Origin of the sequence: Chryseobacterium populi (genome assembly GCF_000282115.1) — a bacterium.
In the GTDB taxonomy this organism is placed as follows: domain Bacteria; phylum Bacteroidota; class Bacteroidia; order Flavobacteriales; family Weeksellaceae; genus Chryseobacterium; species Chryseobacterium populi.
In genome coordinates, this window is the sequence record NZ_AKJY01000012.1 from 56,715 (window position 1) to 72,987 (window position 16,273).

A 16,273-nucleotide genomic window follows, 5' to 3' on the forward strand; every position below is an offset into this window, starting at 1 on the left:
ATTTAAATATTTGAATGGATTATGGTATCTGAAAGCCTCAAAAATGATGCCTAGATGAGGATTTGTGACAAAATTGTTATAATCTTTTATAATCTTGTCATATGGAAAGTGATGATGTTGGCGGAATAATTAATTTTGACTTAATATTAAAATATAAAAACTATGAAAACAATTTTGAAAATTTTAGGAATACTCATCGTACTGGCTATTTTGTATGCTGTTTTTGCCATGTTGATATTCAGCAAAGACTATCACTTTGAAAAATCAGTTGTGATTAATACTCCAAAAGAGAAAGTATGGCAGTATGTAGGATCTACAAAAGCCATGAATGTGTGGAATCCGTTTGCAAAGGCTGATAAAAATATTATGATTACGTATTCGGGAACGAGCGGTGAAGTGGGAGATTCTTATCATTGGAAAGGAAATGATGAGGTAGGAGAAGGTGAGCAAAGTGTAACGGCTGTAACCCCTAATGAAAAGCTGACCAGCAAGCTTCATTTTATCAAGCCTTTTGAAGGTGATGCAACAACAAATTTCATCCTGACCCCGGAAGGAAACGGTACAAAAGTAACCTGGACAATAGATAACGAGCTGACAACAATGATGAAGATAATGAAACCGATGATGGACCGCCAGATGGACAAAATGTTTGGCCAGGGACTCGGAGATCTGAAAACTTTAGCTGAAAAATAAAATGAAAGCCCTGCGAATTTGCAGGGCTTTATTATTTCAAAAAATATTATCTTTATGTAAAGATTAGATTTATGGAGAAGATAGTATTTGAGAAAAATCACATAAGAGATTATGTGAAAACTGTAATTGATGAAAAGATCGAAAAATTAAAAAACTTTATAGAATTTACTTTAGAGGCGAGCCGTGATATCAAAAAAACTCCGAAATACGACAGCATGAGAACGGAAATGCAGGAGGAGATTTACCAGATGCAGAGACAGCTCGGTGCACTGAACGATCTAAAAAAAAATATGGCTAAAGTTTTAAATAACAGTACCGGAAGAGTTCAGTTAAGTTCTCTGGTCATTACCAACAAGGCCCGTTTCTATATCTCGGTTTCTTTAGGTGAGTTCTTTTTTGAAGGTGATCGTTTTTATGCTATTTCCCCTGAAAGCCCGATGGCTAAAAAAATGATGGGAATGGTACCTGGTGATTCATTTACTTTAAATAATATTCACCAGGAGATTGTTGAGGTACTTTGATTTTATTTAATGTATCAGGATAAAAATATTCCAAATATTCTATAACGTTCATCTTTTAGCTTATTCTCCATGATATTTGAGAAATTACGAAGAAACAGATTTAACCAGTGGATTATTATTCACTTAAGGTACTTGATAGGGTTTGCCTTTTTCCCATCTGGCCTGGTAAAATTATTGGGAAACAGATTTACCGTTCTTTCGAAAGATACTCCGATCGGGTATTTCTTTGAAGCCATGTATCAATCAGGATTTTACTGGAATTTTTTAGGGCTTTCCCAGGTTATTGCCGGAATTTTACTTATGACACAGCGTTACGCATTATTGGGCACACTGATGTTTTTAGCTATTTTAAGCAATATCTGGATCATTACCATCAGCCTTTCTTTTACCGGAACCTGGGTGATCACCTCTTTAATGATGATTGCGGTGGTGATATTAATCATCTGGGATCATCATAAACTGCTTCCTCTCTTTACATACAACCGTTCTGTTACGGTGAAAATGTACCCCGATCCGGGACGTTCCTGGATGGTTGCGGGAATGATCTATACAGTTTGTTTTTTAGGGTTGTCATTACCGGGGCCAATACAGAAAGGCCTACAGCAATGGATTTCAGTAGGGTTGGGCTTGTCAGTACTGTTTACATTTGTGCTCACCAATTATAAAGCTTATAAAAATCGGGGGGTATTGTTAAAAAATCATATTTAATTAAGTGTCATGCATTCAATTACATATTGTAAATTTGTCTCATGAATAAAGCGGAAATTTTAAAAGAAATTATAGAACAAAGAAGAAGTATTTTCCCAAAAGATTATTCTGAAAATGAAATATCAGGGGAAGTTATCAATGAAATACTGCATTCAGCCTCATTAGCTCCCAATCATAAACGTACGAAACCATGGCGTTTTAAAATCTTCAAAGGAGATGAAAAATCCCGCCTGGCTTCAGAAATGCAGGCTATCTATAAAACTACCCAACCCGAACAGCTTTTCCTGGAGAAAAAATACCAGGATATAGGTTTTAAAATTAATAAAGCGGATGCTGTTATTTCCATTATAGTCAATTTCAGCGGAATGGTGCCTGAATGGGAAGAAATAGCTGCCGTTTCCATGGCGGTTCAGAATATGTACCTTACCTGTACGGCCAATAATATCGGCTGCTATTGGAGTTCTCCCGGTATTGTAAATCATCTTAAAAAATCTTTAACCATTGAGGAAAATCAGAAATGTCTGGGACTTTTCTATATGGGAAGTATTGATTAAAATGATTTTGTCTGAAAAATATTATTTACAAATAATGTTCTTTTAGAGGTTAATCTTACGTGAAAATATCAAATGTTTTTTAATACATATTTCAGCAGGTTTAAATTAAAGAAAATTCTGTTTTCATAGAGCCCTGATTAGGGTTTGGGTTTTTTGATTTTGTCCAGATAAATATTATCTTGGCCATGAATTTAAAACCAAATGTTATGAGAAAAAAAATATTATTAAAGGCTGTACTCTTGTGTACAGCAGGTATTTTCAGTGGTCTGAGTAGTCAGTGTCCAAGTACCACAAGTATTTATACCCTTACTACTAATGGAAAAAAGTATGAAGTTGTGAAGTTGGGAGCATCTTGGCCGCAGGCAGCACAATGTGCTGTGCAGAGAGGCGGATATCTGGCAGAAATTAATAGCATGGCTGAGCAAAATGCTGTTTTTACAATGCTTCAGAGCACAGCAGCGGGTATTAATCTAAATAATACCACGGCTCCGGACGGAGGAGGAGCTTCTTATGTTTGGATCGGAGGATATACAAATTTTCCGAATCAATGGCTATGGGATGGCAATAATGATAATTCCGGGACTTTCTTTTGGTCTGACGGTCCACTGACAAGCGGTGGAGTACCAATCTATACTAATTGGGGGTTTGGTCCTGGAGGAACAGAACCAGATAATTTTCAAGGAGTGCAGAATAATTTGGGGCTTGCATTAACAGCATGGCCAATGGGACAGGCAGGGCAATGGAATGACTTGTATGGAGGAACTTTATTATACTATGTCATCGAATATGACTCTACATTAGGAACAGATGATCTTAAATCAAAACCGGAAGCTGTTCGCCTGTATCCGAGTGTAGTGAACGAGTTCCTGCAAATTAAAGCAAATAAAAATATAACAGGCATTGCATTCACAGATGTTACCGGAAGAAAACTGAAATCAGTTTCTATAAACAACAAATCTGATGAAAAAATAGATTGTACCTCATTGGTCAACGGGATTTATTTTGTTGAAATTATATATCAGGATAACACTTCATCTAAGCATAAGATCATAAAGGCTGTTTCAAAGTAAACAGCCTTTTATATGAAAATTTATTTCTTTTTAACCAGTTGATAAGTCGGGCGTACCGGATTGGTCGTATTGAAAATAATATCGTAAGTTCCGGCTTCCACGTTGATATTTCTGCCATATTGCACAAGCTGATTGCTGTCATTAATACCGGGATCCACTGTCCATTCGTTATTGCCTCTGAATTTTATCTGGCCGGATTTTAATTGAACATTTTTAGCTTCAAGAACATCCATGTTCTTTTCATTCGGAATTAATTTGATATCCGGACCGTTCCAGCCATTTGCTGTTGCGTTTCCCGTAACGCCGATAAGAAAATTGTCACTGATCTTTTTCGCTTCCTTTACTACTTTATCTTTAATAACAATGTTTAAGATGGTGTTTTTACCATTGCTGTCGGACTTGAATTCAAAAAAAATTGTTTCACCATTTTGATTGTTAATGTAAAATTTTGTACTGTTTTCCGTAAAAAGATTACCCTCACCCTCATTGGTTTCTTTAAAGCTTAGCGCATTATCATTAGCTAAAATATAAAAATAAGAGTTTTTTGACTGATATAAACCGGACAATGCTTTTTCATAGGTTGTTCCAATGGTGTTTTTTTTCGGAAGATCATACGTTTGATCAGCAAAAATAGCGATGATCTTGTCAGCTATTTGAAAAACACTGTGGTCTCTAACATTACTCAAAACAATAATAGAAACATCGTCACCCGGAATCGTTAAAAAACGGCATACAAAACCTGGCCCGCCACCATCATGGCCAATGGTTGTTTTTCCTTTCAATTCCTGCTCTTGCCAACCATAGCCGTAATGGTAATTTTTGAAGGGAGTTTGTGCTTTTTCCAAAGTTTCTTTTTTAAGGATTTTATAAGCTTTGAGGCCCTGGTAGAATTTATATAAATCTTCAACCGTAGAATACATGTCACCTGCTGCATGAGGATGGTTGTAATCGTAAACCACCGCTTCACGATAGTTGTGGGCAGACAAATATTCATAGCCGGTTGTTTTGTTTTTATCCTTTAAATCTTTAAAATCAAAACCCGTATTTTTCATTCCGAGCGGATCCAGAATATACTGTTGAATGGCTTTTTGGTATGGTATACCGCTTACCTTTGTGATAATATGCCTAAAAGATAATAATTGGGATTGCTGTAGCCCCAGCTGGTTCCCGGAGAAAAGGCAAAAGGTTTTCCGTAAAGAGATTTCAGAAGCAGGGCTTCACTTTTTGTTTCCTCCGGATTGGTACCTTCAGGAATTCCGGAAGTATGGGTAAGTAAATTCTCTATGGTAATACTATCTCCCTTAGGAAAATCGGGATAATATTTGGAGAGTTTATCATTCAGAGACAATTTTCCTTCTTCGTTTAAAAGGAGAATTATGGTAGCAGTAAATGTTTTTGTTGTAGAATAGATGCGGTATCTGCTTTGGTTGGTGTTTTTTTTCTGGGTTTGAAAATCCTGAATACCAAAGCTTTTTTCGAAAATTATTTTTCCTTTTTCTGCCACCAGAACACTTCAGTTAAAATGATTCAGACCATGATAAGTATTGACTAATGTATTCATTTTTTCTTCTTTTGTCTGGCTTTGAACTTTTACAGCAGATAAAAGAATAAGGATAAAAAACAGTTTTTTAGCATTTTGTAATTTTGTGGGTCAAATATCCTGATTTTTCCAGTGATTTATTGTGGCGGAATAAAAATATTAAGATAAATTTTGCAGAAAGGGATTTATTATATGAGGGATTAATTTTTTTTATTATCTTTGCACTCTTAAATATTTAACTGGGACGAGTTCCCATAAAATTCAAACATTATGTCAGTAAAAATCAGATTACAAAGACACGGTAAAAAAGGGAAACCTTTCTTCCACATCGTGGTTGCAGATTCTAGAGCAAGAAGAGATGGTAGATTCATCGAAAAACTAGGAACTTACAACCCAATTACTAACCCTGCAACTATCGATTTGAACGTTGATTCTGCTGTAAAGTGGTTAAACAACGGAGCTCAACCAACTGATACTGCTAGAGCGATTCTTTCTTACAAAGGTGCACTTTACAAAAAACACTTACAAGGTGGTGTTGCTAAAGGAGCTTTTGATGAGGCTGAAGCTGAAAAAAGATTCAATGCTTGGTTAGAAGCTAAAGATGCAAAAGTACAAGGAAAAGTAGAAGGCTTATCTAAGGCTCAGGCTGATGCTAAAAAAGCTGCTTTAGAAGCTGAAATCAAAGTAAACGAAGCTAGAGTAGCTGCTGCTGCACAAGCTGAAGCTGATGCTAAGGCTGCTGAAGAAGCTGCTAACGCACCTGCTGAAGAAGTTGTTGCTGAAGAAACTACAGAAGGAGAAGCTCCTGCTGCTGAGACTGAAGAAAACACTGAAGCTTAAGAAAAATCCTGTATGCGTAAAGAAGATTGCTATTTATTAGGAAAAATCACACGCAGACATGGCCTTGCGGGAAACGTTATCCTGAAACTGGATACTGATCAACCCGAACTTTACAATAAACTGGAATCAATATTCGTTGAAATCAACGGATTATTGGTTCCTTTTTTTATTGAAAGATCATCCTGGAGCAAATCTGATGCCCTGAATATTGCATTTAAAAACTCTTCTGAAGCACTGGTAGACCAATCACTGGGCAAAAATGTATACCTGCCGCTTGCTACCCTCCCGAAACTTTCCGGAAAACAGTTTTATTACCACGAAGTAATAGGTTTCAATATTCTTGATGAAAATGACAATGACTGTGGAGTGATCAGATCTATCAACGATCAGACTGCCCAAAACTATTTTGTGACCAACTTAGACGGAAAAGAAGTGGTGATTCCAATCATCAAAGACTGGATTTTTGAGGTTAACAGAGACGAAAGATTCATTAAAATGCAACTGCCGGAAGGCCTTATCGATGTCTTTTTAGTTCCTTCTAAAAAAGACGAGTAATTTTTATTTATTACTCATTTCCATCCATTCATTTTTATTACTCATTACTATTCACGATTAATGCAGGTAGCAAATAGTCCTGAACTATCATATCAGCCTGTGAATGAGCGTAAGGCTTATTATAAGCTCTAGCTGTAATTACAATCACCAAAGGAAGCTCTGTAAATATAATGATCTTATTTCCGCCGTTTCCGCTCGACTGGAAAGCTTCAAATTTTTTATTTCCCACTGCATATACTTTTCGCCAGAATAAATATCCATATCCATCAAAATCCTTGTTATCTGAAAAATAATTGGTAAATGATTTTCTGATCCAGTTTTGATCAATGATTCTCTTTCCATTCCATGTTCCGTTATTTTTATACACTTGTCCGAATTTTGCAAAATCAAGGGCTCTCATCCGTAAGCCACCTGCCATTGACACTTTATGCTGTGGAGTGTACTGCCACTGATATTTATTGATTCCTAAGGGGTTAAAAAGCTTTTGATGGGCATAATTTTCCAGGCCTCTGGGAACCGATTGATCCAAAATATCCCCTGCCAGTACAACACCTGCCGTAAAATAAGCCCACGTTTTTCCTGCCGTATTTTCTGTCATGGGTAAATCCAGTACAAATTTAACCCAGTTATCGGTAGGATACATATTTTCTTCATTTCCGGGAGAATCATAGTTGTCGTCATTCCCGTCAAATCCTGAACTCATCGTCAGCAGGTTTTTTATGCTAACATTATCTTTCCTGAATGAATGATTTTTAAACGTTTTTACCTCATAGAATTCACTGATTTTTTGATCTTCATTTTTGAGATAGCCATCTTTTATCGCTATACCTGTCAAAGCAGAAGCAAATGATTTTCCAACCGAACGTGTATCCTGCAGGCTGTCTCTTCCGGACTGGCTGAAATATTCTTCTAAAAGCAGTTTGTTATTTTTAACGACAACAATACCGGTAATATCCCTGAATCTGTTTTCTGCTATTTTCTTATTTAAAGTTTTAATTTTTTCTGTATTTATTTTTTCATCCGAAATTTTCCATCCGCTGTTGGGCCGAATAGGCTGAACATTAGTCTGCTGTTCAGAAACCTTTTTTTCAGGAATTACCAGATTAATCTCACCTTTTGCGATAATATTTCCTGTTTTTAAATCACCTGTTTTCAGATAAGGGCGGATTTCAATTTTCATGATATGGTTTCCCGGTTCCAAAGCATCGATTCCGTTGTTACCCAGGTAAAAGCGCATCCATAAATACCTTCCCCAGGAATCTTCATTTTTTACACTGATCAGAGGAATTCTGAAGGTGGTTTTCACTTTTTTGCTTTCCGGGGATCCTGCTCCCGGATTCAGGTTTTCCTGATAGATTAATTTTCCGTCAACATAAAATGAAAACTGATAATTTCCTTTTTTAATCAGTTCATCAACGGATAAAGAAGAATCGAGCTGGTGAAGATAATTGGCCAGTGAATTATCCATGAAAATCCTGATGTCAAAATCTTTGTCTTCCTGTAGTACCATCGTGGTGAGAAAATCAGTTTCTTTTATACTTTCCAGAGGTATGGGCTTGTTCAGGAAAACAATGGTGTTCAGGTTGCTTTTTTGGACCGGAAGTTCGATTTTATCCGGATTGGTGATATTTTGAGCTTGTCCGGAAATAAAACCGGATATGGAAAACAGAATACATAAAAACAGGGTTCGCATATTATTTTTTATATGAACAAAAATAGACAACCGTTTTCAGATAAAATAGAACAGAATTAACATCTGCTATCGTTGCAGTATCTTTTTATATTTCAAAGGGGTAAGGCCGGTATTGTTTTTAAAACAACGGATAAAATGGCTTTGGTCCGAAAAGCCGCATTCAAGGGCAATATCAGATAACGATTCCGCTTTATGAAGAAGGGTTAAAGACTTTCTGATTTTCAGTTTTCTGATATATTCGCCCATATTACAGTGAAAATATTTCTGAAAATCCCTGCTGAGATGTATCGGATGAATATCCAAAATTTGGGAAAGATCTGTTAAATTGAGTTTTTCGGTGAAATTTTCATGCAACAGCTCATCAATACGATTCACCCAGACCGGTTTTTTTTCAAGCCTATGAATGTGCCGGGCCGATAACTGACTGAAAATATCCAATAAAAGCTGCTGAACAGACAGGTCTGATGCCTGGTCATTGATTTTTGTTTCTTTGAAAATCTGGTAAACCAACAGCTGTAATGACGGATTTTTAAGATTAAAGCTCCCCTCAATACGGTCTTTTGAAACCTGGTATTGCTCAAACCAATCCTTTGAAACCTCAATATGAAACCCTCTTGTGAAGCCGTCAGGTTTAATGTTGTAATGCGGATCTTCCCAATGATGGTACAGCAATGTTCCGGCAGAGCATTCATAGGTTTCTTTTTTATTGGTTTCGATAACATTTCCCTGTAGAAGAAATGTGAAATAGGCATTTTCATGATAATGCCAGTCTACATAAGAATGGGTGTACTCTGTATCCGTAATGGTGAGCCCACCGAGATGGAGGATCTTATTGGTTTGTCCGAAAAATTCACCATTACTGAGGGTATTCATGATAATTTTTGTTTTAAATTTTCAATCTGTTCATACATTTTGTTAAAAAACATTTTTCTGTCCCGGTTTCCCGATTCGTTCAGTGACCTTGAGTTTTTGATCTGATGTTCAAAATAATTCAATGTTTCACTGCATGTTTTGGAATCGTTGATCAAAATATATCCAAACATATTGGTAGGTATGGCAAAAAGTGACTGCTTCGGATGATGGAAAAAGATGTCATTGGAAAGGTGCATCAATTCATTTTCATATAGGTGAAACTTGGGATTGTTTTCTGTCTTCTGCTCGATATATTCGATTAATTCTTTAAGTTCGCTAAGGATAATTTTAGCTTCTTTTTTTTGTAAAAGTCCGGTGTCACAGTAAAAAGAAATTTGCTGTAAAATACTGGAAATTGTCATATTATTCCATAATTCCACTACATTTTGTTCTTCATATTTTTTCCTTAATTCTTTTGTATCTTCTTCAAAGTACGGAGATGAAAATTGTAGAAAAGGAATAAAGACCTGTTTCGCGTTCAGCAAATTCATCCAGACATAAACTTTGAAACGGGAAAGTAAAGTATCCGAAAGGGTATAGAAAAACGGAATATCTTTCGCCGAATAATAAATCGTCATCTCATCAGAAAGCGGCAGATTTTCAAAAACACTGAGATTATTTTGGAAAAAAGACTGCAGATCTTTCGTTTCCGTCACTGCCGAAGTTTTTTGTACTACGATTTGATGGTCTGAAGTGATAAACTGATTTAATGAAATCTGATAATATTTAGCTAATTCCAAAGCCTCCTCAAAACTGAGTTTTGTTTTCAGAGAAGTTCTTCTGTGTGCTGCATCATAGCTGATAGTAAGAACATTGGCAATCTCGTCATTCAATGATTTGAGGCCAATTTTTTTCCGAATTTCCTTAAGCAAACCTTCCTGATGCATTTTTTTGTGATTTTCACAAATGTAGTCATTTATTTTAATTTTTTTTCGCATTGAGTTTTGTGTATTCCACAGATAATTTTGAGGAATAATTTTAAAGAATGAATTATGAAAACACGGTTTGTAATAATTATTGTATTGCTGATCAATAGTTTACTTTACGGTCAGGATAGTTTACAGTCAAATCAAAAAATTAGACTGATTGCTTTTACACCTTTAAAAGATAAAATAGAAAAAGTAAACGGGTTAGCTGTAGGATTGGGGCTTGATCCTAAATTTGATTTTAAGAGTACCGGAGAAACTAATTTTCAAAAAATTAATGGAATTAATTTGGAAGTAAATCCACTGGGTCTTCTAATTTGGATGTTTTATGATCCGTCTAAAAGTAAAAATTCAGAATCTTTTAAAGTTAATGGGCTTTCTATTTCTGCTGGCGGATATCTGCGCGGGATAAGTCACAACGGACTTTCCGTTTCAATGTACAATTACGGATATAAGATGGCCGGAATTATGGTTTCTGCACTTTATACAGATGTTGAAAAAGGAAAAGGTATTTTAATTTCCGGATTGCTGATTTCAACAAAAGAAATGAAGGGAGTAAGCATCTCCGCAGTCAATGATACCGAAATGTTGAAAGGATTACAGGTTGGAATGTATAACAGAGCTGCAAAATCTGGCGGTTTACAGATTGGTTTGATCAATAAATCGGACAATATGCGGGGTTTACAGATAGGTCTTTGGAATAGAAATAACAAAAGAGTTTTGCCTCTTATAAATTTTTAAAATCATGAAAAAGTTACCATACATTTTAATTGCAACAAGATTTATTTTTGCTCCAGCTATCATTTCTTTAGCTTATTTTAAAGGAGATGAATCCAGATTTTTAATTCTGATATTAATGTATTTTGGATTATTAACAGACATTTTCGATGGAATTATTGCCCGAAAAGCCGGGGTTTCCTCAGAAAAATTACGAAGAATTGATAGTCAAACTGATCTCGTGTTCTGGCTTTCACTAGGCTTTGCTTCATATTTTCTCAATCCTGAGTTCTTAAAAAGTGAATACAAAGGGATTCTTTTGATCTTTGTTATGGAAGCACTTTGCTACCTTGTTAGTTTTCTGAAATTCGGGAAAGAAACTTGTACGCACGCCTTTTTGTCAAAAATGTGGGGCTTGAGTTTGCTGATTGCATTTACTTATTTAATAGGATTTCAGGAAGTGGGTTGGGCTTTTTATCTTACGGTTATGCTGGGGTTTGTTTCTCACATCGATGTCATTCTTATTATTTTGTTGCTTCCGAAATGGCAATACGACATTCCCAGTTCTTATCATGCCTGGAAAATCAGAAATGGTAAGCAAAGAAAAAAGACAATATTTTTTAATTAAATGATATTTGAAGCATAGTTTTTAGTTAAATAATTGATAAATGATTTTGTAAAAAGGCAGCGTAATCATCAAATTGCGCTGTTTTTTTGTAACTTTGCCAACATTAATTTTTATACGAAAATTTATAATCAACAAATGAAAAAGCAGACGATTAAAGAAATCCTACAGGATTACAAAAAGGTATTACATCATGACATTACGGTTTACGGTTGGGTAAGGACTTTCCGTGCAAACCGTTTTATAGCGCTTAATGATGGTTCTACAATTAATAATTTGCAGGTAGTTGTTGATTTTGAAAATTTTGATGAAGAGATCATTAATAAAATCAGTACCGCTTCTTCCCTTAAAGTAGTAGGTGAAGTGGTGGAAAGCCAGGGCGCGGGCCAGGCAGTGGAAATTATTGCGAAGAAAATTATTATTTTAGGGGATAACTTTACGGAAGAAAGGGATAAAACAATTCTTCAGCCCAAAAAACATTCACTGGAAGTTTTAAGAGATCAGGCTCATTTAAGATTCAGAACGAACTTATTCGGTGCGGTTTTCAGAGTGCGTCATGCAGTAAGCTTTGCGATCCACTCATTCTTTAACAAAAACCAGTTCTTTTATATCAACACTCCGATTGTTACGGGTGCTGATGCAGAAGGAGCAGGTGAAATGTTTGGGGTAACCAATTTTGACCTGAACAACATTCCAAGAACGGAAGAGGGAGATATTGATTTTGCACAGGATTTCTTTGGAAAAAAGACCAACTTAACGGTTTCTGGGCAGCTTGAAGGAGAAACTGCCGCCATGGGATTAGGAAGAATTTATACATTCGGCCCTACTTTCCGTGCAGAAAACTCCAATACAACCCGCCACCTTGCCGAATTCTGGATGATTGAACCGGAAGTGGCTTTCAATAACCTTGAAGATAACATCGACCTTGCTGAAAACTTCCTGAAGTATGTCATTCAGTATGTGTTGGATCACTGTAAAGATGATCTTGAATTCCTTGATAAAAGATTTGAGGAGGAGCAAAAAACAAAAGCAGAAAAAGAAAGAGCAAAAGAAGGTCTTATTGAAAAGCTTCAGAATGTGGTAGCCAAACGTTTTATGCGTGTAAGCTATACGGAAGCGATTGAGATTTTACTAAATTCTAAAGAAAATAAAAAAGGAAAATTCCAGTATCCTGTTGAAAAATGGGGAACGGATCTTCAGTCTGAGCACGAAAGATTTTTAGTGGAAAAACACTTTGAAAGCCCGGTAGTTTTATTTGATTATCCGAAAGAGATCAAAGCATTCTATATGAAGCTTAACGATGATAATAAAACCGTTGCTGCGATGGATGTCCTGTTCCCGGGTATCGGAGAAATTATCGGAGGTTCTGAAAGAGAAGCAAGGCTGGATGTACTGAAGCAGAAAATGGCAGATATGCATGTAGATGAGCACGAGCTTTGGTGGTATATGGATACGAGAAAATTCGGTTCAGTGCCTCACGCAGGATTTGGATTAGGTTTGGAAAGGCTTGTCCTTTTTGTAACGGGAATGACTAACATCAGGGATGTGATTCCTTTTCCAAGGACCCCTAAGAATGCTGAATTCTAGATATAAAAAAGCCTTAAAAGTAAATTTTAAGGCTTTTTTTATTTTTCAATAGCTTATTATGTTGAGTAAGTTACAGCAAAAATCATGCTAAATATAGTTTTTATCGGATAAATTTATTAAATTCGTAGAATATGTTATGGTAAAACACAAAGAGGACTATGCTTAAACAACATTTACAACTCAAGTTAGGACAGAAATTAGCGCCTCAGCAAATCCAGTTGATGAAGTTGATCCAACTTCATACATTGGAGTTTGAAGAGGAATTGGAGAGAGAGTTAGAAGAAAACCCGGCACTGGAAATTGTAAAGGAAGAATCTAAAGAAGATGAATATTCTTCCCTGGAAGATACTTATGAAAGTGAAGGTACGGAAAGCATTGAAACTGATTTTGATGTGAATGAATATATTTATGATGATGAGCCGAGCTATAAAACGGCATCAAGCAATTATTCAGCCGATGATGAAGAATTTGATAATGAAAGTCTTTTAACGGAAGGGCAGTCTTTATACGATTATCTGCTGGAGCAGATTCACCTTGCCAATATCCATGAAGAAGATGTAAAGATTGCGGAATATATTATCGGAAATTTAGATACAGACGGATATTTAAGAAGGGAAATAAAGTCGATCGTTGATGATCTTGCTTTTTCACAGGGGATTTATACAACTAAAGAAAAAGTGGATGATATCCTGGAAAACTACGTGCAGAAACTGGATCCGCCGGGAGTGGGAGCAAGAGGTTTACAGGAATGCCTTTTACTGCAGATTGAGAAAAAAGTAAGCTCGGATAAAGCCGTTTCTTTAGCAGCCAATATTCTGAGGCACCAGTTTGATGCCCTTACGAACAAGCATTATAATAAAATCATTCAGAAGTATGATATTGATGAAGAAGATTTAAAAGATGCATTGGAAGAGATTTCAAAACTTTCTCCTAAAGTAGGCGGTAATTTTGATACCCAGACAATTACGATCAACCAGGAGATTATTCCGGATTTTGTCATTCAGGTGAAAGACGGAACGGTAATTCCTATGTTGAACAGTAAAAATGCTCCGACTTTAAGGGTTTCCGAAGAATATAAAGATATTCTGACCACTTATTCACATGATAAAAATTCATCTGAGCATAAGCAGGCCGCTTTGTTTATCAAGCAAAAACTGGATGCGGCAAAATGGTATATTGATGCCATCAACCAGCGTCAGAATACTTTGTTACAGACGATTACCGCTATCGTTAAATTTCAGAAAGATTATTTCATCACCGGTGATGAAAAATCATTAAAGCCAATGATCCTGAAAGACGTTGCAGATATTACAGGCTTTGATATTTCCACGATTTCAAGGGTGGTTAAAAGTAAATATGCAGATACCCCGAACGGGATTGTTTATCTTAAAGATTTATTTTCCGACAGTTTAACGAATGACGATGGTGAAGAGGTTTCTACAAAAGAGATCAAAACCCATCTTCAGGAAGTGATCAGCAAGGAAAACAAAAGAAAACCGCTTACCGATGATGCATTGGTAGTGATCCTGAAAGAGCAGGGCTACAATATTGCGCGGAGAACCATTGCAAAATATAGGGAACAGCTTAATATTCCTGTAGCGAGATTAAGAAAAGAACTTTAAATAAAAAAGCATTTCAATCTGAAATGCTTTTTTATTGGTTTAAATTTATCTGATATTATCCAGCCCCAATTCTTTCATAGAAATTTCACGCATTTCCACTTTTCTGATTTTTCCGGAAATGGTCATTGGAAATTCATCAACAAATTTCCAGTATTTTGGGACTTTATAATGGGCAATTCTTCCTTTACAATAATCGAGAAGTTCATTTTCCGTTATCTCAAAGCCCTTCCTTATTTTTACCCAGGCCATTACTTCCTCACCAAATTTTTCACTTGGTACCCCGATAATCTGTACATCGAGAATATTACGATAAGTATACAGGAAATCTTCAATTTCTTTAGGCGAAATATTTTCCCCGCCACGGATGATCAGGTCTTTGATCCTGCCGGAAATGGTAATATAGCCCTCATCATCCATTACAGCCAGATCACCGGTATGCATCCATCTTGCATCATCCAGTACTTTTCCGGTGTTTTCAGGATCGTTCCAGTATTTCAGCATGACAGAATAGCCCCTGGTACAGAGCTCTCCGTGTTCTCCACGGTTGACTACTTTTCCGTTTTCATTGATGATTTTTATTTCAAGGTGGTCCTGAACAGTTCCCACAGTGCTTACCTGCTTTTCAAGAGACGTCCCGATTAAAGTCTGAGTGGAAACCGGGGAGGTTTCCGTCATTCCGTAGCAGATACTCATTTCTTTAATATTCATCAGGTTTTCCACTTTTTTCATGATCTCTGGCGGGCATACAGAGCCGGCCATCACCCCGGTTCTCAGACTTGAAAAATCATAGGTTTCAAAATCTTTTACGGCCAGCTCGGCAATAAACATAGTAGGAACACCATACAAAGATGTACATTTTTCATCTGAAACAACTTTCAATGTAATATCCGGATCAAAGCTGTCATTCGGGATCACAATACACGCACCGTGGACTGTACAGCATATATTTCCAATCACCATTCCAAAGCAGTGATAAAATGGAACGGGAATGCAGACCCGGTCTTTTTCAGTATAATTCAGCCGTATCCCGATAAAATATCCGTTATTCAGGATATTGTGGTGGGAAAGGGTAACACCTTTCGGAAATCCGGTAGTTCCGGAAGTATATTGAATATTTACTGGATCATCAAAATCAACTTTGTCTTCAATGCTGTGTAGTAATTCGTCAGGAATATGTTCACCGTTTTTCAGAAACCGTTCCCAATTGTCATCGAAAAAAATTTCTTCTTCAAGATTCGGGCAGACTTCTTTGGCATATTCCACCATTTCTTTATAATTACTGTTCTTAAAATATAAAGAGGAAAAAATAAACCTGATTTCGGATTGATTGAGAACATAGGTAAGCTCATGGGTCCTGTAAGCAGGATTAATGTTTACCAGGATTGTTCCTATCCTTGCCGTGGCATATTGCAGCAATACCCATTCATATCTGTTGGAAGACCAGATTCCGATTCTGTCCCCGGAATTTGCTCCTAAATGGATAAGGGCTTTAGCGACTGCAGTTGTCTGATTGTAAAATTCTCTGTAAGTGGCACGGTAATTCTGATGTACGGAAATCAGTGCTTTCTGGTCAGGATATTTTTCAGCGGTTTCTTTTAAATTGTTTCCTATTGTTTGTCCTAAGAGAGGAATATCCGAAGCTCCGGATACGTAAGATAAAGCCATAATAAAAGATTTGGTTAATTAAAATTAACAAATAAATCTCTAAAA

General features: G+C 36.4%; 15 protein-coding genes and 1 pseudogene. 11 read left to right on the forward strand and 5 right to left on the reverse strand.

Going from position 1 to position 16,273, the window contains the following annotated elements; all coding sequences use genetic code 11:
* Positions 1–162 precede the first annotated feature (162 nt).
* The 5 genes from PMI13_RS03510 (at position 163) to PMI13_RS03530 (ending at position 3,546) form a co-directional block, all read left to right on the forward strand.
* Positions 163–693 (forward strand): SRPBCC family protein, encoded by a 531-nt coding sequence (locus tag PMI13_RS03510; protein ID WP_007840771.1) that lies wholly within the window; start codon positions 163–165, stop codon positions 691–693.
* Between the two features lie 71 nt (positions 694–764).
* Positions 765–1,214 carry a hypothetical protein gene (locus tag PMI13_RS03515; protein WP_007840773.1) on the forward strand — a complete coding sequence of 150 codons (450 nt, stop codon included), beginning with the start codon at positions 765–767 and terminating at the stop codon, positions 1,212–1,214.
* A gap of 174 nt (positions 1,215–1,388) precedes the next feature.
* On the forward strand, positions 1,389–1,922 hold the full coding sequence (locus tag PMI13_RS03520; protein ID WP_156104390.1) for a DoxX family protein: 534 nt from the start codon (positions 1,389–1,391) through the stop codon (positions 1,920–1,922).
* A gap of 41 nt (positions 1,923–1,963) precedes the next feature.
* The gene (locus PMI13_RS03525; RefSeq protein WP_007840778.1) at positions 1,964–2,476 is read left to right on the forward strand and encodes a nitroreductase family protein; all 513 of its coding nucleotides are present in this window, start codon (positions 1,964–1,966) and stop codon (positions 2,474–2,476) included.
* Positions 2,477–2,682: 206 nt separating this feature from the next.
* Entirely contained in the window at positions 2,683–3,546 is an 864-nt protein-coding gene (locus PMI13_RS03530; RefSeq protein ID WP_007840779.1) for a T9SS type A sorting domain-containing protein, read from the forward strand.
* Between the two features lie 20 nt (positions 3,547–3,566).
* On the opposite strand, the pseudogene PMI13_RS20540 reads toward PMI13_RS03530, so the two are convergent.
* Positions 3,567–5,050 (reverse strand): annotated as a pseudogene (locus PMI13_RS20540) (serine hydrolase).
* Between the two features lie 306 nt (positions 5,051–5,356).
* Between PMI13_RS20540 and PMI13_RS03540 the strand changes: the two are divergent.
* Positions 5,357–5,926, forward strand: a complete 570-nt coding sequence (locus PMI13_RS03540; RefSeq protein WP_007840783.1) for a 30S ribosomal protein S16 — start codon at positions 5,357–5,359, stop codon at positions 5,924–5,926.
* A 12-nt stretch (positions 5,927–5,938) separates the two neighbouring features.
* The gene (gene rimM, locus PMI13_RS03545; RefSeq protein WP_007840784.1) at positions 5,939–6,481 is read left to right on the forward strand and encodes a ribosome maturation factor RimM; all 543 of its coding nucleotides are present in this window, start codon (positions 5,939–5,941) and stop codon (positions 6,479–6,481) included.
* A 37-nt stretch (positions 6,482–6,518) separates the two neighbouring features.
* On the opposite strand, the gene PMI13_RS03550 is transcribed toward rimM, so the two are convergent.
* The 3 genes from PMI13_RS03550 to PMI13_RS03560 all read right to left on the reverse strand — a co-directional run bounded on the left by PMI13_RS03550 (position 6,519) and on the right by PMI13_RS03560 (position 10,024).
* Entirely contained in the window at positions 6,519–8,174 is a 1,656-nt protein-coding gene (locus tag PMI13_RS03550) for a serine hydrolase domain-containing protein (RefSeq protein ID WP_007840785.1), read from the reverse strand.
* Between the two features lie 66 nt (positions 8,175–8,240).
* Entirely contained in the window at positions 8,241–9,047 is an 807-nt protein-coding gene (locus PMI13_RS03555; RefSeq protein WP_007840787.1) for a helix-turn-helix domain-containing protein, read from the reverse strand.
* On the reverse strand, positions 9,044–10,024 hold the full coding sequence (locus PMI13_RS03560; protein ID WP_238536272.1) for an XRE family transcriptional regulator: 981 nt from the start codon (positions 10,022–10,024) through the stop codon (positions 9,044–9,046). The genes PMI13_RS03555 and PMI13_RS03560 overlap by 4 nt, the downstream gene beginning before the upstream one ends.
* A gap of 54 nt (positions 10,025–10,078) precedes the next feature.
* Between PMI13_RS03560 and PMI13_RS03565 the strand changes: the two genes are divergently transcribed.
* The 4 genes from PMI13_RS03565 to rpoN all read left to right on the forward strand — a co-directional run bounded on the left by PMI13_RS03565 (position 10,079) and on the right by rpoN (position 14,563).
* Positions 10,079–10,753: an LA_2272 family surface repeat-containing protein gene (locus tag PMI13_RS03565; protein WP_007840791.1), complete on the forward strand. Its 675-nt coding sequence runs from the start codon at positions 10,079–10,081 to the stop codon at positions 10,751–10,753.
* A gap of 4 nt (positions 10,754–10,757) precedes the next feature.
* Positions 10,758–11,357, forward strand: coding sequence for a CDP-alcohol phosphatidyltransferase family protein (locus tag PMI13_RS03570; protein ID WP_007840793.1), 600 nt, complete (start codon positions 10,758–10,760; stop codon positions 11,355–11,357).
* 135 nt (positions 11,358–11,492) lie between these two features.
* Positions 11,493–12,941, forward strand: coding sequence for an asparagine--tRNA ligase (gene asnS, locus PMI13_RS03575; protein WP_007840794.1), 1,449 nt, complete (start codon positions 11,493–11,495; stop codon positions 12,939–12,941).
* 158 nt (positions 12,942–13,099) lie between these two features.
* Positions 13,100–14,563 (forward strand): RNA polymerase factor sigma-54, encoded by a 1,464-nt coding sequence (gene rpoN, locus PMI13_RS03580; RefSeq protein ID WP_007840797.1) that lies wholly within the window; start codon positions 13,100–13,102, stop codon positions 14,561–14,563.
* Positions 14,564–14,608: 45 nt separating this feature from the next.
* Here the strand turns inward: rpoN and PMI13_RS03585 are convergent, their stop codons facing one another.
* Positions 14,609–16,228 (reverse strand): AMP-binding protein, encoded by a 1,620-nt coding sequence (locus PMI13_RS03585; RefSeq protein ID WP_007840799.1) that lies wholly within the window; start codon positions 16,226–16,228, stop codon positions 14,609–14,611.
* Positions 16,229–16,273 lie beyond the last annotated feature (45 nt).